The organism is Acidovorax sp. LjRoot204 (genome assembly GCF_056175785.1).
Window position 1 is genome coordinate 20,924 of record NZ_JBGFFF010000002.1, and the last position, 17,968, is coordinate 38,891.

Here is a 17,968-nt window from a genome sequence, read left to right on the forward strand (position 1 = left end):
ACCGACCGCCGATGGGCAGAGGGCGCCGTGGAGCAGGGCCTGCCCGGGCCGGGTGGACCTGCGCAGGGGCGGCGGGAGTGTAGCGCCGATTCCAGGAAGCGAATCAGTGCCCAGCAGCCGTTCAGGACAGTCGCGTCACGCCTGGCAGCTCGCACGCATAGATGGCGTTGCGCAGGGCGGCAATGGCTTCGTAGCGCGTGAAGCTGCGGCGCCACGCCAGCACCACGCGGCGCACGGGCGGCGGGCCACCGTCTTCCTCACGGATGGGCAGGTAGCGGATGTAGGTCTCGTCGCTCTTACGGCGGCGCGACACCGTGAGCAACGCATCGCGCGGCACCGACAGGCGYGGCACCAGCGTCACSCCCATRCCSGMKGCCACCATGTGCTTGATGGTCTCSAGCGACGAGCCCTCRAASSWCTTGCGGATGCCCTCGGCRTTGCTCGMRAAGCGCGCGAACTCGGGGCASACCTCSAGCACRTGGTCSCGRAAGCARTGGCCSGYSCCSAGCAGCAGCATGGTCTCGTTTTTCAGCTCGGCAGCCGTGACCGACTTCTTGGCCGCCAGGGGGTGCGTGCTGGGCACGGCCGCCATGAAGGGYTCGTCRTACAGCGGCGCCATGGCCAGGCCGGTGTCGGGRAARGGCTCGGCCAKGATSGCGCAGTCGATCTCGCCSGYRCGCAGCATCTCSAGCAGCTTGRCGGTGAAGTTCTCCTGCAGCAYCAGCGGCATCTGCGGSGTGCGCGYGATSRMCTGGCGCACCAGSTCGGGCAGMAGRTASGGCCCGATGGTGTAGATCACGCCSAGSKTSAGCGGSCCKGCCARCGGGTCYTTKCCRCGCTTGGCGATYTCCTTGATGSCSGCGGCCTGSTCSAGCACGCTTTGCGCCTGGCGAACAATGTCCTCGCCCAGCGGGGTCACCGTGACTTCGCCCGCGCTGCGCTCGAACAGCTTCACGTCCAGCTCTTCTTCCAGCTTCTTGATGGCCACCGAGAGMGTGGGTTGSGASACATAGCAGGCSTCGGCCGCATGGCCAAAGTGCTTCTCGCGGGCCACCGCAACGATGTACTTGAGTTCGGTGAGGGTCATGGTGTGTTCCTGCGGGCCACGTCAGTGTCGTTCTGAGCGTCTCATGCCTTGAGATAGTCCGATTTTCCACCCAACCAGCGCGCCACGTGTTTGGCGGCCAATTCCGGGTAGCGGTCCAGCATCTGGGGGGCCAGCTCGCGCGCCCATTCCAGCAGATGGGTGTCGGTCGCCAGGTCGGCAAACCGCAGCAGCGCATCGCCCGACTGACGGGCGCCCAGAAACTCGCCGGGCCCCCGGATCTCCAGGTCGCGCCGGGCAATCTCGAAGCCATCGTTGGTCTCTGCCATGGCGCGCAGGCGCTCCTTGGCGGTTTCACCCACGCGGCCGCTGTCGTTGGTGGCGTACAGCAGCACACAGGCCGAGGCCGCCGCGCCGCGCCCCACGCGGCCGCGCAGCTGGTGCAGCTGCGAGAGGCCAAAACGCTCGGCATGTTCAATGACCATGAGCGAGGCGTTGGGCACGTCCACGCCCACCTCGATCACGGTGGTGCTGACCAGCACGCCCATCTGGCCACTGGTGAAGAGCGCCATCACGGCCTTCTTCTCGGCGGTGGGCATGCGCGAGTGCAGCAGGCCGACCATGCAGCCCGGCAAGGCCTCGCTCAGGTCGGCGTGTGTGGCGGTGGCGTTGGAGAGGTCCAGCGCCTCGCTCTCTTCGATCAGCGGGCACACCCAGTACACCTGCCGCCCGGCCTCCACCTGCGCGCCGATGCGTTCGATCACCTCGTCCTTGCGGCTGTCGGCAATCAGCTTGGTGACGATGGGCGTGCGGCCTGGCGGCAGCTCGTCGATCACCGACACATCCAGGTCCGCGTAGTAGCTCATCGCCAAAGTGCGCGGGATGGGCGTGGCGCTCATCATGAGCATGTGCGGCTCCATGCCGTGGGCCGCCAACTTTTGCCGCAAGGCCAGCCGCTGGGCCACGCCGAAGCGGTGTTGCTCGTCGATGATGGCCAGCGCCAGGTTCTTGAACTGCACCTGGTCCTGGATCACGGCGTGCGTGCCCACCACCAGCGCCGCCTCGCCGCTGGCCACCAGCGCCAGCATGGCAGTACGGTCCTTCTTCTTTTGCCCGCCCACCAGCCAGGCCACCTTGCGGCCGTGTGCGGCCAGCAGCGGTTCGAGCCAGCCGATCATCTTGGCAAAGTGCTGCTCGGCCAGGATTTCGGTGGGTGCCATCAGCGCGCACTGCCAGCCCGCGTCCATGGCCAGGCAGGCGGCCAGGGCCGACACCACGGTTTTGCCCGAACCCACATCGCCCTGCAGCAGCCGGTGCATGGGCACCTGGCGGGCCAGATCGGCCGCAATCTCTTCGCCCACGCGGCGCTGGGCCGCCGTCAGGTCAAACGGCAATACGCCCATCAACTGTTCGTGCAATGGCAAGGCGCCGTCGGTGCTGCGCCGGGGCCGCAGCACCGGCGCGCGCAGCATGTCGCGTTCGCGCCGCGACTGCTGCTGCGACAGCTGCTGGGCCAGCAACTCCTCCGCCTTCAACCGCTGCCAGGCGGGGTGGCTCTGGTCCTCCAGCGTGGACAGCGCCACATCGGGCGTGGGATGGTGCAAAAAAGTGAGCGCCTCGCGCAAGCTGAACCTGCGCTGCAGGCCATTGGGACCATAAACCCGTGCCATCGGTGGCTCTGTGCCGGGTGGCAGGGTGTCCGACAAATCCACCCGCGTCAGCGCACTGACGACGGCCCGGCGCAGGTAGGGCTGGGGCAGTCCGGCGGTGGTGGGGTAGACGGGCGTGAGAGCGGCGGGCAACTCGCCACCCGCCACGCGGAAGGCCGGGTGCAGCATCTGCCGCCCCCAGAAGCCGCCTTTGACCTCGCCCCGAATGCGCAGGCGCGCGCCCACGGCCAGGGTCTTCTGGTGCGACGGGTAGAAGCTGAAAAAGCGCAGCTCACAGCTGCCGGTGTCATCCTCTACCTGCACCAGCAGCTGGCGGCGGGGGCGCAGTTGCACCTCGCTGGCAGTGACCGTGGCCTCGATCTGCACCGTTTGGCCGTCGCGCGCGTTGGCCAGCGGGGTGATGCGGGTTTCATCCTCATAGCGCAAGGGCAGGTGCAGGGCCAGGTCGATATCGCGGCGCAGGCCCAGTTTTTGCAACGCCTTCTGCGCCACCGAGGCCGCACCCTGGCCACGCGCGGCCGGGACGGCGGAGCGCGCAGTGGGTTTGGCGGGAGCAGGGGCGGCAGCGGGCATGGAGAGCAATTTGCTAGGGAAAAAGAGCGGAGATCGCAGCCTGAAAAGGCTACCATGGTTACCATTGCTAACGCCTGATCACGGCGTGTTTTCGAGTCCGGGGCCCCGTCATGCTCAAGCGCATTCAAATCCAACACCTGACCCTGGGCATGTACCTGCACGAGTTTTGCGGCTCGTGGATGGAGCACCCCTTCTGGCGGGCCAAGTTCCTGCTCAAGGACCCCAAGGACCTCGCCCGCATCCAGGCCACTGCCATTCAGGAAATCTGGATCGACACCGACAAGGGCCTGGATGTGGCCGCAGGCACGGCGTCGATGTCGCGCGAAGAGGTGGATGCGCAGATCGAGACCGACTTCAGCCGCCTGGAGGACCTGCCCCCCATCAAGGTGACGCTGCCCTCACCCCCTCCTCCCCCCAAGCGGGACCGCCAACCGGCGGACATGCACAGCGAACTGAGGATGGCCGCCGCCATCTGCGTCAAGTCCAAGGAAGCGGTGGTCTCGATGTTCAACGAAGCCCGCATGGGCCGCRCAGTGGACTCGGCCAGTGCACAGAGCCTGGTGGAAGAAATCTCCGACTCCGTCACCCGCAACCCCGGCGCACTCATCAGCCTGGCGCGGCTGAAGACGGCCGACGACTACACCTACATGCATTCGGTGGCGGTGTGCGCACTCATGGTGGCCCTGGCCAAGCAGCTCAAGCTCAAGGACGACCAGCAGCGGCTCGCTGGCATGGCGGGCCTGCTGCACGACCTGGGCAAGGCGGCCATCCCGCTGGCAGTGCTCAACAAGCCCGGCAAGCTCACCGACCAGGAGTTCACCGTGGTGCGCAGCCACCCGGTGGAGGGCTACCACATGCTCAAGGAGGGAGGTAACGTGCCCGACGCCGTGCTGGACGCCTGCCTCCACCACCATGAAAAGGTGGACGGCTCGGGCTACCCCGACAAGCTGCAGGGCGAAGGCATCAGCGTGATCGCCCGCATGACGGCCATCTGCGACGTATACGACGCCATCACCTCCGACCGGCCCTACAAGCGCGGCTGGGACCCGGCCGAGTCGCTGCGCCGCATGGCCGAGTGGACCAGGGACCACTTTGACGCACGCATCTTTCAGGCGTTTGTCAAAAGCATCGGCATCTACCCCGTGGGCTCGCTGGTGCGGCTGACCTCGGGTCGCATCGGCATCGTGACTGAGCAATCGCCCACCGCGCTGACCACCCCCATCGTCAAGGTGTTTTTCTCGACCAAGTCCGACCTGCGCATTCCGCCCGAGGTGGTGAACCTGGCCGCCCCGGACTGCAACGAGAAGATCGTGGCACGCGAAGACCCCGAGAAGTGGCGCTTTCCCGACCTGGACGAGCTGTGGTCCGGCTTCTCCGACAAGGTCTGGTAGCCCATGCCTGCACTGATCATCACCCTGACGCTCAACCCCGCCCTGGACCTGGCGACCACCACCGACCACGTGGTCCCCACACACAAGCTGCGCTGCGGCCCGGTGCGGCGGTTTGCGGGGGGCGGCGGCATCAACGTGGCGCGGGTGCTGCACCGCCTGGGCGCGGACGTGAGCGCGTGGGCACTGGCGGGCGGCGCGGCGGGCGCCCAGGTGCAGCAGTTGCTGGCCGGCGAGGGCGTGCCCACGCGGCTGCAGCGCATTGCGGGCGACACGCGCGAGAACTTTTCGGTGGTCGAGACCAGCACGGGCCAGGAGTTTCGGTTTGTGCTGCCCGGCCCCACGCTGCAGGCCAGCGAGTGGCAGGCCTGCCTGGATGCGCTGGCTACCCACACACCGCCACCCCGCTGGCTGATCGCCAGCGGCAGCCTGCCGCCTGGCACGCCGGACGACTTCTACGCCCAGTTGGCGCGCGCCGCATCCGGCCGGGGCGTGCGGGTGGCCGTCGACACCTCGGGGCCGCCGCTGGCGGCGGCATTGCAGGCCGGGGTGGCGCTGGTCAAACCCAGCCTGCGCGAGCTGCGCGACCTGTTGCAACAGCCCCTGGAACAGGCGGCCGACTGGTGCACTGCCGCCCAGTCGCTGGTGCGCAGCGGCGCCGCCGACACCGTGGCCCTGTCGGTGGGCGAGCAAGGCGCCGTGCTGGCCACGCGGGAGGGGGTATGGCAGGCGCCAGCGCTGAACGTGCCCGCTACGACCGGCACCACGGGCGCTGGGGACTGCTTTTTGGCGGCACTGGTCTGGGCGCTGGACCGGGGCGATGCGCCCGCCGAGGCGCTGCGCTGGGGCGTGGCCGCAGGCGCTGCCGCCTTGCTGCACCCGGGCACCACCCTGGCCCAGGCCGATGACGTGCAACGGCTGGTGCACAGCGTACCGGCACCGGTGGCATTCACCACCTCGCCCTAGCACCGCGCCTGCAGGGGCTGCAGCCCCGTGGGACAATCGCGCCTTCCGCAATTTTTACCTTGGCACGGGCCCGTTCGGCCCTCAAGCACGATGACTGATCTCTCCAGCGGCGCAACCAGTGCGCCCCTCGCCTCCGGCGGCCCTTCCACGCCCCGCGTGTTCACCCTCAGCGACTTCGACTTCTCGCTGCCCCCCGAACTCATTGCCCAGCACCCCGCGCCCGAACGCAGCGCCTCGCGCCTGCTGGACGGCCGCGCCATGCAGCCGGTGGACCGCATCTTTCGCGAGCTGCCCGGCCTGCTGCGCGAGGGCGACCTGCTCGTCTTCAACGACACGCGCGTGGTCAAGGCACGCATCTTTGGCGAGAAGGCCAGCGGCGGCAAGCTGGAGCTGCTGATCGAACGCGTGTTGCCCGCAGAGGCTGGCAACCCAGGTAATGAAGTCGTGGCCCACATGAAGGTCAGCAAGAAGCCCCTGCCCGGCAGCGTGGTGCACATGGCTGGTGGCCGCAAGGCGGGCGGCTTTGACGCGCAGCTGCTGGGCCGCTGGCCCACCGAGGACGGCCCGCTGTTCCGCTTTGCGCTGCACGGCCCCGCAGGCGAGTCACCCTGGGAGCTGATGGACCGCCACGGCCACCTGCCGCTGCCGCCCTACATCGAGCGCCAGCAAAACACCGACCACGACCCGGACGAGGCCGAGGACAGCCAGCGCTACCAGACCGTGTTCGCGCGCAACCCCGGCGCCGTGGCCGCGCCCACTGCCGCGCTGCACTTTGACGAAGGCGTGCTGGCCGACATGGCCGCACGCGGCATCGAGCGCGCCAGCGTCACGTTGCACGTGGGCGCAGGCACCTTCCAACCCTGCAAGACCGAGAACCTGGCCGAGCACCAGATGCACAGCGAGTGGTACGAGATTCCGCTGGCCACGCTGGCCGCGCTGGAGCGCTGCCGCCAGCGCGGCGGCCGCGTGGTGGCCGTGGGCACCACCACCGTGCGCACACTCGAATCCTGGGCGAAGACGGGCCAGGCCTCTGGCGACACCAACATCTTCATCACACCGGGCTTTGCATTCCAGGTGGTGGATGTGCTGGTCACCAACTTCCACCTGCCCAAGAGCACGCTGATGATGCTGGTGAGCGCGTTTGCGGGCTACGCCCACATCATGGGCCTGTACCGGCACGCCATTGCGCAGCAGTACCGCTTCTTCAGCTATGGCGACGCCATGCTGCTGGAGCGTGCACGCAGCACGCCGTGAGTTCCTCAGGCCCTGCGACGTCGACCAGCCCTGCAGCCCGCCGGCGTGCGGCGCTGGCGGGCATCGCGCTCGCCGTCACAGCCTGCGCGTTCTTTGCGCTGCTGGACGCCGCGAGCAAGCTGGTCAGTGTGGGTGTGCCCATCGTCATGGCGCTGTGGATGCGCTATGTGTTCCAGTCGCTGCTGACCACGGCCTTCGTGCTGCAACGGGCGGGGCGCCCAGCCCTGCGCACCACACAGCCCCGCTTCCAGGCCTTGCGCGGCGCGCTGTTCGCCATGACCAGCCTGTTCGGCTTCATCAGCCTCACGGCCCTGCCGCTGGCGGAGTTCACGGCCATCGTGGCCACGGTGCCGCTGTGTGTGACGGTGGTGGCGGCCCTGTGGCTGCACCAGCCGGTGAGCCCTTTGCGCTGGCTGCTGGTGGTGACGGGCCTGGCGGGCACGCTGGCCATCATCCGGCCCGGCGGCGAGGCCTTCACCTGGGCGCTGCTGTGGCCGCTTTGCATGCTGGCTGCGGGCACCGGCTACCAGGTGCTGAGCAGCAAGATGGCCGGGCACGAGAGCCCCGCCACCACGCAGCTCTACACCAGCTGGATCGCCACCGCGCTGGTGTCGCTGGGCGTGCCGTTCTTCTGGCAGCCGGTGAGCGACCCGTGGCTGTGGGCCGGCATGTTCACCATGGGCCTGTCGAGCGCGGTGGGCCACATGCTGCTGCTCAACGCCTATGCGCGCACCACGCCGGTGACGATTGCGCCGTTCCTGTATTCACAGATCGGGTTTGCCATGCTGGCGGGCTGGCTGGTGTACCGCCATGTGCCCGATGCGTGGTCCATGGCGGGCATCGCGGCCATCGTGCTCAGCGGCGCGGCCAGCGCCTGGCTGACCGTGCGCGAGACCCGTTAAGCACCAAAACAGCCGGTAGCGCTAGTGCAATATGCCTGAGCAGCTATATATTCAATAGCTTCAAGCCCGCCGCCTGGGCATGGATCAGAACGCCACCGCGTGCCCGTCCTTGCGCGGGTCGGAGCCAGCGATGTAGCTGTTGCCGTTCTTCAGCACCAGCTGCGCGCCGCCAAAGGCGAACACGCCGTTGCCCTCTTCCACCGTCACCTCGTGCCCACGTGCACGCAGTGCGGCGACCACGGCGGGGTCAAAGCCTGGCTCCACCGCCACGCCCTTGCCGCCGGTGATGCGCCAGCGCGGCGCATCAGCGGCTGCCTGCGGGTTCTGGCCGTAGCGCAGCACGCGCAGCGCCATCTGGGTGTGGCCCTGGCTTTGCATGGGGCCGCCCATCACGCCAAACGCCATCTGCGGCGTGCCGTCGGCATGCATCGCAAAGGCCGGGATGATGGTGTGCGAGGGGCGCTTGCGCGGCGCCACCTGGTTGGCGTGGCCCGGGATCAGGTTGAAGCCATGGCCSCGGTTCTGCAGGCTGATGCCCGTGCCCGGCACCACTACGCCTGAGCCAAAGCCCATGTAGTTGGACTGGATGAACGAGACCATCATGCCGGACGCGTCGGCCGCCGCCAGATACACCGTGCCGCCGGGGCGCGGCGCGCCGTAGCCGGGGTCGCCAGCGCGCGTGGTGTCGATCAGCGCGGCGCGGCTGCGCAGGTAGTCGGGGTTCAGCAGCGCATCCGGTTTCACCGGCATGGCGTCGATGTCGGCGTTGTACTGGTGCAGGTCGACAAACGCGAGCTTCATGGCCTCGATGCTGGCGTGCACGGTCTCCACATCGTCCACCGGGTGCGCGCCAATGCCGTGCGCGTCGAGCATGCCCAGCGCCATCAGCGCGGCAATGCCCTGGCCGTTGGGCGGGATCTCGTGGATGACCGAGTCCCCAAACCGCTGCTGGATGGTGCCCACCCAGTCGGCCTGGTGCGCGGCCAGGTCGGCCATCGTCATGGCGCCGCCGTTGGCTTGCGCATGGGCGGCAATGCGTTCGGCAATCACGCCCCGGTAGAAGGCCTCGCCCTCGGTCTCGGCAATCAGCTCCAGCGTGCGCGCATGGGCGTCGCTGCGGAAGATTTCGCCCGCCTGGGGCACGCGACCATTCGGCATGAAGCACTCGGCAAACCCGGGCTGCGTGCCCAGCTTGGCCGCGCCCAGCGCCCACAGGCGGGCGATGGTGGGCGACACCGGAAAGCCGTTGCGCGCGTAGTCGATGGCGGGCTGGGCCAGTTGTGCAAACGGCAGCTTGCCCAGGCGCTTGGACAAGGCCACCCAGGCCGACACGGCACCCGGTACGGTGACGGCGTTCCAGCCGGTTTCGGGAATGCCGCCCAGCTTCTCGAAATATTCCGGCGTCCATGCCGCAGGCGAGCGGCCCGAAGCATTGAGGCCATGCAGCTCCTTGCCATCCCACACGATGGCAAACCCGTCGCTGCCCAGGCCGCAGCCCGTGGGCTCCACCACCGTGAGCGCCATGGCAGCGGCAATGGCGGCGTCCACCGCGTTGCCGCCTGCCAGCAGCATGCGCAGGCCCGCCTGCGCCGCCAGCGGCTGCGAGGTGGAGACCACGTTGCGGCCCATGACCGCACTGCGGTTAGAGGCGTAGGGAAGGGACCAGTCGAGGGATGGGGTATTCATAGCGTTCTGACTCTGTTGCCCCGCACAGGGCGGGCTGCATGAAACCGGCGCGGCGCAAAGCGAGGGACGCCGAGGAAGGGCCGCCCCGCACCGAGGGCGTCGTCCCCCTTCCCGAATGGCAACGCCATTCGAGAGAAGGGGGAAGCGGCAAAGCCGCTCAGGGGGATGTCACTCCAGGGTTATTTTGTGTTGGCGAATCACCGTCGCCCAGCGGTTGCTGTCGGCCTGCACCATGGCACCAAACTGCGCGGGCGTGCGCGGTGCGGCGGGCTCCACGCCCAGCTTGGCCAGGCTCTCGGCCACTTCGGGCGCCTGCACGGCTTTGGCGAAGGCCTTGTGCACCTTCTCGACCAGCGCGGGCGGTGCGCCCGCAGGCAGGTACACACCAAACCAGGTCACCGACGAATAACCGGGCAGGCCGGACTCGGCCAGCGTGGGCAGCTCGGGCGCCAGGGTGCTGCGCTTTTCGCTGGTCACCGCGATGGCGCGCAGGCGTCCGGCCTTGGCGTGCGGCATGCCGGTGGGCAGAGAGTCAAACAGCACATGCGTCTGCCCGGCAATCAGGTCCGGGATGGCCAGGGCCGTGCCCTTGTAGGGGATGTGCGTCATCTCCACACCCGCCTGGGCGCTGAAGGCGGCCGTGTTCAGGTGCACGATGGTGCCATTGCCGCTGGTGGCGTAGTTGAGCTTGCCGGGGTGGGCCTTGGCGTAGGCAATCAGCTCGCCCACGGTCTTGACCGGCAGGCTGTTGGTGACCAGCAGCACGCTGGGTGCGTCGGCCACATGGGCCACCGGCGTGAAGTCCTTGCGCGGGTCATAAGCCAGCTTGGGCATGAGGTGGGGCGAGATGGCATGTGTGCTGCTGGTGGTCAGCAGCAGGGTGTAGCCGTCGGGCGCGGCCTTGGCCGCCTCGGCCGTGCCCAGGGTGCCGCCAGCGCCGGGCTTGTTGTCCACCACCAGTTGCTGTCCCAGGTCGGCCGCGACGCGCTGGGTAACGGTGCGGGCCACCAGGTCGGTCGCGCCGCTGGCGGGGAAGGGCACGATCACCCGCACAGGGCGATCCGGCCAGTTGGCTTGTGCCTGCGCGGCAGATGCCAGCACCAGCAGGCCGGCCAGGCCCCAGACACCACGGCCCCAGGAAAGTAGACGCATACAGAGCACTCCCGCAAAGAAATCGGACACAACAGAGGATGGAACCATCTTAGGAAGCTGCGCCTTGCTTGACCACCAGCATTTCAGCAAGCTGCTTTGCCACCACGGCAAACCGGCGCATACTGAACACCTCCCTCTCCGCCCCTTCCTCCATGCGTCCCCACCTGCTGCAAGACACCACCCTGCGCTACTTTCTGGCCGTGGCGCAGAGTGGATCGCTCACCGAGGCTTCGGCCCGGCTGCATGTGGCCGCCTCGGCACTGAGCCGCCAGATCGCGGGGCTGGAGGCCCAGCTGGGCACGCCCCTCTTTGAGCGCCACCCGCGCGGCATGGTGTTGACGGCGGCGGGCGAGATCCTCGCGGTGCACGCGCGCCGCACGTTGCTGGACGCCGAGCGCGCGCTGGGCGAGATCGGCGCGCTGCAGGGCCTGCGTGCGGGGCAGGTGCGCCTGGCCACATCGGATGCGTTTGCGAACGAGCTGGTGCCGCGCCTGTGCGTGGAGTTCCAGCGCACGTACGCAGGGGTGCAGTTCAGCGTGATCGCCTTGCCCACGGCCCAGGTGCCCGACGCCGTGCGCAGCGGCGCAGCCGACATCGGCCTGTGCTTCAGCCGCGCACCGCACAAGGACATCGACGTGGCCTACCGCCAGAGCGCGCCGGTGCTGGCCCTGCTGCCCCCGGGCCACCCGCTGGCCAGCGCAGGCAGCGTGACCCTGGCGCAGATGGCCGGGTACCCCCTCGCGCTACCCCCTCCTGAAACCACGGTGCGCCAGATGATCGACATCGTCTGCAGCCGCCAGGGCCTGCAGCTGGAGGCCGTGCTCATCAGCAACCACGCCAAGACGGTGGTCAACTTTGTGCAGCTGGGCGGCGGGATGTCGGTGGCCAGCGAGATCGCCGTGCGCCACCTGGTGGCCGAAGGCGCCATCGTGGCCCTGCCCATCAGCGACCCTGGCATGGACCTGCGCGACATCGAACTCCAGACCCTGGCCGGGCGCAGCCTGCCGGTGGCGGCGCAGGCGTTTCTGGAGCTGCTCAAGGAACGGCTACCGCAGCCGTGGTAGCCCTTGGCGTGGGTTATTCGCTGGGCTGGTCATCCATCGGCAGACCGAGGCGAATCGGGCCGCCGGGCGCTTTGGCATCCACCGGCACCCCGCCGCGCGTGACGCGCAGGCGGTGCTGCTGGGCCAAAACCTGCGCCACCTGCCTGACTTGAGGCATGTAGTGGCGCCAATCACCGCCCTCTGGCACCAACGCCCGAGCGACCTCTGACGGGCAGATCGTCGTGTGCGGCTTGCGCTGCGCCAGCAAGGCGAAGATTTGCGCCTCCACGTCTGCGTCGGTCATGGCGCGCGTGCGGTGTTGCGAACCCTGCTCAGTACCCGTGCTGCGCGCGAAAATCCCGCGCCTTGCCAAAGTGCCCGTTGCCAATGAAGGGCACCGGCGGGCGCAGGGCCGACAGCGGCGAGGGGTGGTTGGAAGTGAGCACCAGGTGCCCCCGGTCTGCGGGAATCCACGCGCGCTTTCCCTGTGCGTGCGAGCCCCAGAGCATGAACACCACCGGACGCGGGCCCTCGGCCACGTGGCGGATGACGGTGTCGGTCAGCTCTTCCCAGCCCTTGCCCGCATGGCTGGCGGCCTGGCCCTCTTCCACCGTGAGGCAGGTGTTGAGCAGCAGCACGCCATTCTTTGCCCACTTGACCAGGCTACCGCCGGGGTTCGGGAACGGGGGAAACGCCACCCCCAGGTCGCGCTGCATTTCCTTGAAGATGTTCTGCAGCGAGGGCGGCAGCCGCACGCCCGGCGCCACCGAAAATGCCAGCCCCTCGGCCTGGCCCCGGCCGTGGTACGGGTCCTGCCCCAGGATGACCACGCGCACGTCTTCGGGTGGCGTCAGGTCCAGCGCGCGCAACGGCTGGGGCGGAAAGATCGCTGCTCCCGCCTGCAGCCGCGCCTGCAAGTGAGCGAGCAACGCCTGCCCACGCGCGCCTGCAAAAAAGGCGTCCACCAAGGGCTGCCAGCCAGGGGCCACCGGCCAGTCGGCGGGTTGGGCCGTCTGGAGTTGCGTGGCGGGCATTTCAGAGGGATTCATGGCGAAATGGGTTGGTAGCGCTAGTTACATATGCTCCAGCAGCTATCAAAAACATAGTGATCGATCACTGTCAAGCGAACAGCTTGGCCAGCGCCAGGCCAGGGTCATCCGCCCGCATGAAGGCCTCGCCCACCAGAAAGGCGTGCACACCCGCGTCGCGCATGGTCTTCACATCGGCAGGCTTGAGGATGCCGGACTCGGTGACCAGCAAACGGTCCGCAGGCACATCCTTGAGCATGCCCAGGGTGGTGTCCAGCGTGACTTCAAACGTGCGCAGGTTGCGGTTGTTGATGCCCACCAGCGGGGTCTTGAGCTTGAGCGCCCGCTCCAGCTCGGGGCGGTCGTGCACCTCCACCAGCACGGCCATGTCCAGGCTGCGGGCAATGGCCTCGAAGTCAGCCATCTGGGCGTCATCCAGGCAGGCAGCGATCAGCAGGATGGCATCGGCGCCCATGGCGCGGGATTCGTAGATCTGGTACGCATCCACCATGAAGTCCTTGCGCAGCACCGGCAGTAAGGTGCTGGCGCGGGCCTGCTTCAGATAGTCGGGCTGGCCCTGAAAGAACTGCCGGTCGGTCAGCACCGACAGGCAGGCCGCGCTGACCTTGCCATCGCCTTCCATATAGCTTTGCGCAATGTCAGCGGGCTCGAAGTCAGCGCGCAGCACGCCCTTGCTGGGGCTGGCCTTCTTGACCTCGGCAATCACCGCCGCCTGGCCCTTGGCGATCTTGGCGCGCAGCGCGCCTTCAAAGTCGCGCGTGAGCACGCGGCTCTCGGCGTCGGCGCGCATGGCGTCGAACGGCAGGCGCTTCTTGGCGGCGGCCACTTCTTCATGCTTGACGGCCACGATCTTATTGAGGATGTCACTACTCATGGTTGGCTGCCTTGTCGGTTTCGGTGGGCTCAGCGGAGCCCTGTTTCAGAATGCGGGTGAACACGCGATGCATCACGACCCCGGCCACGATAAACAGGGCAGAGACGCCCAGTGCGATCCAGGTGCCCGGGTCGTGCCACATGGCTGGGTCAGGCCGCCGTATCAGACCGCTGTGGCCAGCGCATGCGTGCGCGTGACCACCTGCTCCAGCTTGGCCAGCGCGGCGCCGGAGGCAATCGCAGCGCGTGCCTTGGCAATGCCCGTCTGGATGGACTCGGCCACGTTGGCGGCATAGAGGGCCACGCCTGCATTCAGGCAGACGATGTCCTGCGCGGCACCGGGTTCGCCCTTGAGCACGCCGATCAGCATCTCACGCGACTGCTCGGGTGTTTCGACCTTGAGCGCCCGGTTGCTGGCCATCGGCAGGCCGAAGTCTTCAGGGTGGATCTCGTATTCGGTGATCTGGCCGTTCTTCAGCTCACCGACCAGCGTGGCGGCGCCCAGGCTCACTTCATCCATGCCGTCACGGCCGTACACCACCAGCGCGTGTTCGGCGCCCAGGCGCTGCAGCGCGCGCACCTGGATACCGACGAGGTCGGGGTGGAACACGCCCATCAGGATGTTTGGCGCACCGGCCGGGTTGGTCAGCGGGCCCAGGATGTTGAAGATGGTGCGCACGCCCAGTTCCTTGCGCACCGGGGCCACGTTTTTCATGGCGGGGTGGTGGTTGGGCGCAAACATGAAGCCGATGCCGACTTCTGCGATGCACTGGGCGATCTGCTCGGGCTTGAGGTTGATGTGGATGCCCAGGGCCTCCATCACATCGGCGCTGCCGCTTTTGCTCGACACACCGCGCCCGCCATGTTTGCTGACCTTGGCGCCCGCTGCGGCGGCTACGAACATCGAGCAGGTGGAGATGTTGAAGGTGTTGGCTCCGTCGCCGCCCGTGCCCACGATGTCCACCATGTGGGTCGCGTCCTTGACGTGCACCTTGGTGCTGAACTCGCGCATCACCTGCGCGGCTGCGGTGATCTCGCCGATGGTTTCCTTCTTCACGCGCAGGCCGGTGATGATGGACGCGGTCATGACGGGCGAGAGTTCGCCGTTCATGATGAGCCGCATCAGGTGCAGCATCTCGTCGTGGAAGATTTCGCGGTGCTCGATGGTGCGCTGCAGCGCTTCCTGGGGGGTAATGGGCATGGAATGTCTCCTGGTATTTATGCAGAGGGCTGGTCTGTGAAGGCCAGCTTGAGCCCGAAGCCGATGAACATGGCACCGGCCACGCGGTCCAGCCAGTGCATGCCGCGCTGGATCACCCCGGCGCGCCGTGCCATCCACGATGCCGCCAGCGCCCAGCCCACATTGACGGGGACGGCGTTGAGGTTGAACAGCACGCCCAACAGCACAAAGGCCAGCGCCTTGTTGTCCGCGCCCGGCGCGATGAACTGCGGCACGAAGGCCAGGAAGAAGATCGCGACCTTGGGGTTGAGCACATTGGTCCAGAAGCCACCGAGGAACACCTTGCGCAGCGGTGTGTGCTGCGCAGGGGCCGCCTGCGCGGCTGCCAGCGCTGCGCTGTTGCCCCCGTCGGCACCGGGCTTGGATAACAGCATGCGCACGCCCATCCACATCAGGTACGCTGCACCGATCCACTTGAGCACGGTGAACGCCGTGGCCGATGCGGCCAGCAGCGCGCCCACGCCCACGGCGGCCGCAAAGATGTGCACAAAACACCCAGCCGTGATGCCCAGCCCCGCCACGATGCCCGCGCGGGTGCCGGTCTTGAGCGCGTTGGTCACGATGTAAAGCACATCGGGGCCTGGCGTGAGGTTGAGCAGCCAGCCTGCGGCGATAAACATCACCAGCTGGTGGGCGTCGATGAAGCTCATGCGCGCTGCTCCAGAAAGTTCTTGAGCATGGCGTGGCCGTGTTCGGTGAGGATGCTTTCGGGGTGGAACTGCACGCCTTCGATCGCCAGCGTCTTGTGGCGTACGCCCATGATCTCGCCGTCCTCCGTCCAGGCCGTCACCTCCAGCACATCGGGGCAGGTGGCGCGCTCGATGGCCAGCGAGTGGTAGCGGTTGACGGTGAACTGCTCGGGTAGCCCGGCAAACACGCCCTTTTGCGTGGTGGTGATGACGCTGGTCTTGCCGTGCATCAGCTCCTGCGCGCGGATGATGTTGCCGCCGAAGGCCGCGCCAATGCTCTGGTGGCCCAGGCACACGCCCAGGATGGGCAGCTTGCCGGCAAAGTGCTTGATCGCTGCTACCGAGATACCCGCCTCTGCGGGCGAGCAAGGGCCGGGCGAGATGACGAGGCGGTCGAGCTGGCCCGCGTTGAGGCGTGCTTCGATCTCGGCCACGGTGATCTCGTCGTTGCGGAACACCTCGACCTCGGCACCCAGTTCACCAAAGTACTGGACGATGTTGTAGGTAAAGCTGTCGTAGTTATCGACCATCAAGAGTTTAGTCATGCGGCGCTCCCGGCAAGGGCGGGCTCGCGCAGACGGGCGAACTCGCGGTGTTCATAGGCAATGCAGGCTTCCATGAGGCTGCGGTAGATGGCTTCCATCACGTCGGCGTCGCCGCCTTCGGCCCCAGCGCGTTCGCGCACGCGGGCCACGATGGCCTCGATGCGCGCTTCATCGCGCACCTGTTCCACACCTTGCTTGATGCGGGCGGCCTGGGTCATGTAGCCCACGCGCTCCACCAGCAAGGGCACCAGGACGTCGTCCAGCGCGTTCACTTCGCGGCGCACGTCCTCCATCGTGGTGCAGGGTTTGACTCGGGTGATAGCGAAGGTCATTCCAGCCCCTCCTCGACCAGCTCTGCTGCACGCAGCAGCGCACGGGCCTTGTGTTCGGTTTCTTTCCATTCCAGCTCGGGCACCGAGTCAGCTACCACACCGGCAGCCGCCTGCACGTAGAGCGTTCCGTTCTTGATGATGCCGGTGCGGATCGCAATCGCCACGTCCATGTCGCCCGCGTAGCTCAGGTAACCGCAGGCGCCGCCGTAAAGGCCGCGCTTGGTGGGTTCGAGCTGGTCGATGAGTTCCATGGCGTGCACCTTGGGCGCACCGGTCAGCGTGCCGGCGGGGAAGGTGGCCTTGAGCACATCCATGCTGGTCATGCCGTCGTGCAGGATGCCTTCCACGTTGCTCACGATGTGCATCACATGGCTGTAGCGCTCCACTGCAAAGGCCTCGGTCACCTTCACGGTGCCGGTTTTGGCGATGCGGCCGATGTCGTTGCGCGCCAGGTCGATGAGCATCACGTGTTCGGCGCGTTCCTTGGGGTCGTTGATGAGTTCGACCTCGGTGGCCTTGTCCTTCTCGGGCGTGGCGCCGCGCGGGCGGGTGCCGGCCAGGGGGCGGATGGTGACCTTGGTGCCTTCGTCGGTCTTCTCCTGGCGCACCAGGATCTCGGGGCTGGCGCCCACCACATGGAAATCGCCAAAGTCGTAGAAGTACATGTACGGCGAAGGGTTCAGCGAACGCAGCGCGCGGTACAGCGACAGGGGCGACTCGGTGTAGCGCTTGTGGATGCGCTGGCCCACCTGCACCTGCATGAAGTCACCCGCAGCAATCAGCTCCTTGGCGCGGTTCACAGCGGCCAGGTAGTCGGCCTTGGCAAAGTCGCGCTGGGCGGGGTGGCTTTCGGTGGCCTTGACCACGGGGGCGCTCACCGAATACTTGAGCTGCTCTTTCAGCTCGCGCAGGCGCTTCTTGGCCTTGGCGTACGCCTCCGGCTGGGCCGGGTCGGCGTAGACAATGAGGTACAGCTTGCCCGAGAGGTTGTCGATGACGGCCAGCTCCTCGCACTGCAGCAGCAGGATGTCGGGGCAGCCCAGGGTGTCGGGTGGGCAGGTGGTCTCCAGCTTCTTTTCGATGTAGCGCACCGCGTCGTAGCCGAAGTAACCGGCCAGGCCGCCACAAAAACGCGGCAGCCCCGGGCGCAAAGCCACTTTGAAACGCTTTTGGTAGGCCTCGATGAAATCGAGCGGATTGCCTTGCGCGGTCTCGACCACCTGACCGTCGGTCACCACCTCGGTCTTGGCCTGGTCGCCAAAGCCGCTGGCACGCAGCAGGGTGCGGGCGGGCAGGCCAATGAAGCTGTAGCGCCCGAAGCGCTCGCCGCCCACCACGGATTCGAGCAGGAAGCTGTGCTTGCCGCCGTCTTTGGTGTGCGCCAGCTTCAGATAGAGCGAGAGCGGCGTTTCCAGGTCCGCAAAGGCCTCGGCCATGAGCGGAATGCGGTTATAGCCTTCGCTGGCCAGGCTTTTGAATTCAAGTTCTGTGATCACGGGGAGGGCTCCCAGCTGTCGCAGCGCGTGTCCCTGTGCAATAGAAAAGGGGCGCTGCGGTCCAT

The 17,968-nt window shown here is 67.4% G+C and carries 18 protein-coding genes; 5 read left to right on the forward strand and 13 right to left on the reverse strand.

Translation table 11 applies throughout. The annotated features are described in order from the left end of the window. Positions 1–121: 121 nt before the first annotated feature. Together AC04MI_RS00580 and recG are read right to left on the reverse strand one after the other, a co-directional pair. Positions 122–1,087: a LysR substrate-binding domain-containing protein gene (locus AC04MI_RS00580; RefSeq protein WP_476496906.1), complete on the reverse strand. Its 966-nt coding sequence runs from the start codon at positions 1,085–1,087 to the stop codon at positions 122–124. Between the two features lie 41 nt (positions 1,088–1,128). Further along, positions 1,129–3,288 carry an ATP-dependent DNA helicase RecG gene (recG, locus tag AC04MI_RS00585; protein ID WP_436076896.1) on the reverse strand — a complete coding sequence of 720 codons (2,160 nt, stop codon included), beginning with the start codon at positions 3,286–3,288 and terminating at the stop codon, positions 1,129–1,131. Positions 3,289–3,398: 110 nt separating this feature from the next. Between recG and AC04MI_RS00590 the strand changes: the two genes are divergently transcribed. The 4 genes from AC04MI_RS00590 (at position 3,399) to AC04MI_RS00605 (ending at position 7,798) form a co-directional block, all read left to right on the forward strand. Then, positions 3,399–4,679, forward strand: a complete 1,281-nt coding sequence (locus AC04MI_RS00590; protein ID WP_476496908.1) for an HD-GYP domain-containing protein — start codon at positions 3,399–3,401, stop codon at positions 4,677–4,679. 3 nt (positions 4,680–4,682) lie between these two features. Beyond that, positions 4,683–5,642, forward strand: a complete 960-nt coding sequence (locus AC04MI_RS00595) for a 1-phosphofructokinase family hexose kinase (RefSeq protein ID WP_288853395.1) — start codon at positions 4,683–4,685, stop codon at positions 5,640–5,642. 90 nt (positions 5,643–5,732) lie between these two features. Then, positions 5,733–6,896 carry a tRNA preQ1(34) S-adenosylmethionine ribosyltransferase-isomerase QueA gene (gene queA, locus AC04MI_RS00600; RefSeq protein WP_436076895.1) on the forward strand — a complete coding sequence of 388 codons (1,164 nt, stop codon included), beginning with the start codon at positions 5,733–5,735 and terminating at the stop codon, positions 6,894–6,896. Continuing rightward, on the forward strand, positions 6,893–7,798 hold the full coding sequence (locus tag AC04MI_RS00605) for a DMT family transporter (protein WP_436076894.1): 906 nt from the start codon (positions 6,893–6,895) through the stop codon (positions 7,796–7,798). The genes queA and AC04MI_RS00605 overlap by 4 nt, the downstream gene beginning before the upstream one ends. Positions 7,799–7,882: 84 nt before the next feature. Here AC04MI_RS00605 and AC04MI_RS00610 read toward each other — a convergent pair whose 3' ends face one another. After that, positions 7,883–9,484, reverse strand: a complete 1,602-nt coding sequence (locus AC04MI_RS00610) for a gamma-glutamyltransferase family protein (RefSeq protein WP_436076893.1) — start codon at positions 9,482–9,484, stop codon at positions 7,883–7,885. Positions 9,485–9,652: 168 nt separating this feature from the next. Beyond that, entirely contained in the window at positions 9,653–10,636 is a 984-nt protein-coding gene (locus AC04MI_RS00615; protein ID WP_436076892.1) for a Bug family tripartite tricarboxylate transporter substrate binding protein, read from the reverse strand. A gap of 152 nt (positions 10,637–10,788) precedes the next feature. On the opposite strand from AC04MI_RS00615, the gene AC04MI_RS00620 reads away from it, so the two are divergent. Then, positions 10,789–11,700: a LysR family transcriptional regulator gene (locus AC04MI_RS00620; protein ID WP_288853423.1), complete on the forward strand. Its 912-nt coding sequence runs from the start codon at positions 10,789–10,791 to the stop codon at positions 11,698–11,700. A gap of 13 nt (positions 11,701–11,713) precedes the next feature. Here AC04MI_RS00620 and AC04MI_RS00625 read toward each other — a convergent pair whose 3' ends face one another. The 9 genes from AC04MI_RS00625 to trpE form a co-directional block, all read right to left on the reverse strand. After that, positions 11,714–11,983, reverse strand: a complete 270-nt coding sequence (locus AC04MI_RS00625) for a DUF3253 domain-containing protein (RefSeq protein ID WP_260668760.1) — start codon at positions 11,981–11,983, stop codon at positions 11,714–11,716. Positions 11,984–12,011: 28 nt separating this feature from the next. Further along, positions 12,012–12,728 (reverse strand): uracil-DNA glycosylase, encoded by a 717-nt coding sequence (locus AC04MI_RS00630; protein WP_108497474.1) that lies wholly within the window; start codon positions 12,726–12,728, stop codon positions 12,012–12,014. Positions 12,729–12,798: 70 nt separating this feature from the next. After that, positions 12,799–13,602 (reverse strand): indole-3-glycerol phosphate synthase TrpC, encoded by an 804-nt coding sequence (trpC, locus tag AC04MI_RS00635; RefSeq protein ID WP_099731942.1) that lies wholly within the window; start codon positions 13,600–13,602, stop codon positions 12,799–12,801. After that, on the reverse strand, positions 13,595–13,744 hold the full coding sequence (locus AC04MI_RS00640; RefSeq protein WP_192421952.1) for a hypothetical protein: 150 nt from the start codon (positions 13,742–13,744) through the stop codon (positions 13,595–13,597). Before AC04MI_RS00640 ends, trpC begins: the two co-directional genes overlap by 8 nt. Before the next feature lie 20 nt (positions 13,745–13,764). Further along, positions 13,765–14,802 carry an anthranilate phosphoribosyltransferase gene (gene trpD, locus AC04MI_RS00645; RefSeq protein WP_056747856.1) on the reverse strand — a complete coding sequence of 346 codons (1,038 nt, stop codon included), beginning with the start codon at positions 14,800–14,802 and terminating at the stop codon, positions 13,765–13,767. Positions 14,803–14,819: 17 nt separating this feature from the next. Beyond that, positions 14,820–15,491 (reverse strand): LysE family translocator, encoded by a 672-nt coding sequence (locus AC04MI_RS00650; protein WP_436076891.1) that lies wholly within the window; start codon positions 15,489–15,491, stop codon positions 14,820–14,822. Next, positions 15,488–16,075, reverse strand: a complete 588-nt coding sequence (locus tag AC04MI_RS00655; RefSeq protein WP_436076890.1) for an aminodeoxychorismate/anthranilate synthase component II — start codon at positions 16,073–16,075, stop codon at positions 15,488–15,490. Before AC04MI_RS00655 ends, AC04MI_RS00650 begins: the two co-directional genes overlap by 4 nt. Then, on the reverse strand, positions 16,072–16,407 hold the full coding sequence (locus AC04MI_RS00660; RefSeq protein ID WP_436076889.1) for a chorismate mutase: 336 nt from the start codon (positions 16,405–16,407) through the stop codon (positions 16,072–16,074). The genes AC04MI_RS00655 and AC04MI_RS00660 overlap by 4 nt, the downstream gene beginning before the upstream one ends. Then, positions 16,404–17,903: an anthranilate synthase component I gene (trpE, locus tag AC04MI_RS00665; RefSeq protein ID WP_436076888.1), complete on the reverse strand. Its 1,500-nt coding sequence runs from the start codon at positions 17,901–17,903 to the stop codon at positions 16,404–16,406. The genes AC04MI_RS00660 and trpE overlap by 4 nt, the downstream gene beginning before the upstream one ends. Positions 17,904–17,968: the final 65 nt, after the last annotated feature.

Coding starts and splice junctions, on each gene's coding strand:
- AC04MI_RS00595 (WP_288853395.1), top strand. CDS start 4,683: ATGCCTGCACTGATCATCACCCTGACGCTCAACCCCGCCCTGGACCTG.
- AC04MI_RS00640 (WP_192421952.1), bottom strand. CDS start 13,744: ATGTGGCACGACCCGGGCACCTGGATCGCACTGGGCGTCTCTGCCCTG.
- trpC (WP_099731942.1), bottom strand. CDS start 13,602: ATGAGTAGTGACATCCTCAATAAGATCGTGGCCGTCAAGCATGAAGAA.
- trpD (WP_056747856.1), bottom strand. CDS start 14,802: ATGCCCATTACCCCCCAGGAAGCGCTGCAGCGCACCATCGAGCACCGC.
- AC04MI_RS00625 (WP_260668760.1), bottom strand. CDS start 11,983: ATGACCGACGCAGACGTGGAGGCGCAAATCTTCGCCTTGCTGGCGCAG.
- queA (WP_436076895.1), top strand. CDS start 5,733: ATGACTGATCTCTCCAGCGGCGCAACCAGTGCGCCCCTCGCCTCCGGC.
- AC04MI_RS00615 (WP_436076892.1), bottom strand. CDS start 10,636: ATGCGTCTACTTTCCTGGGGCCGTGGTGTCTGGGGCCTGGCCGGCCTG.
- recG (WP_436076896.1), bottom strand. CDS start 3,288: ATGCCCGCTGCCGCCCCTGCTCCCGCCAAACCCACTGCGCGCTCCGCC.
- AC04MI_RS00630 (WP_108497474.1), bottom strand. CDS start 12,728: ATGAATCCCTCTGAAATGCCCGCCACGCAACTCCAGACGGCCCAACCC.
- AC04MI_RS00650 (WP_436076891.1), bottom strand. CDS start 15,491: ATGAGCTTCATCGACGCCCACCAGCTGGTGATGTTTATCGCCGCAGGC.
- AC04MI_RS00660 (WP_436076889.1), bottom strand. CDS start 16,407: ATGACCTTCGCTATCACCCGAGTCAAACCCTGCACCACGATGGAGGAC.
- AC04MI_RS00655 (WP_436076890.1), bottom strand. CDS start 16,075: ATGACTAAACTCTTGATGGTCGATAACTACGACAGCTTTACCTACAAC.
- AC04MI_RS00620 (WP_288853423.1), top strand. CDS start 10,789: ATGCGTCCCCACCTGCTGCAAGACACCACCCTGCGCTACTTTCTGGCC.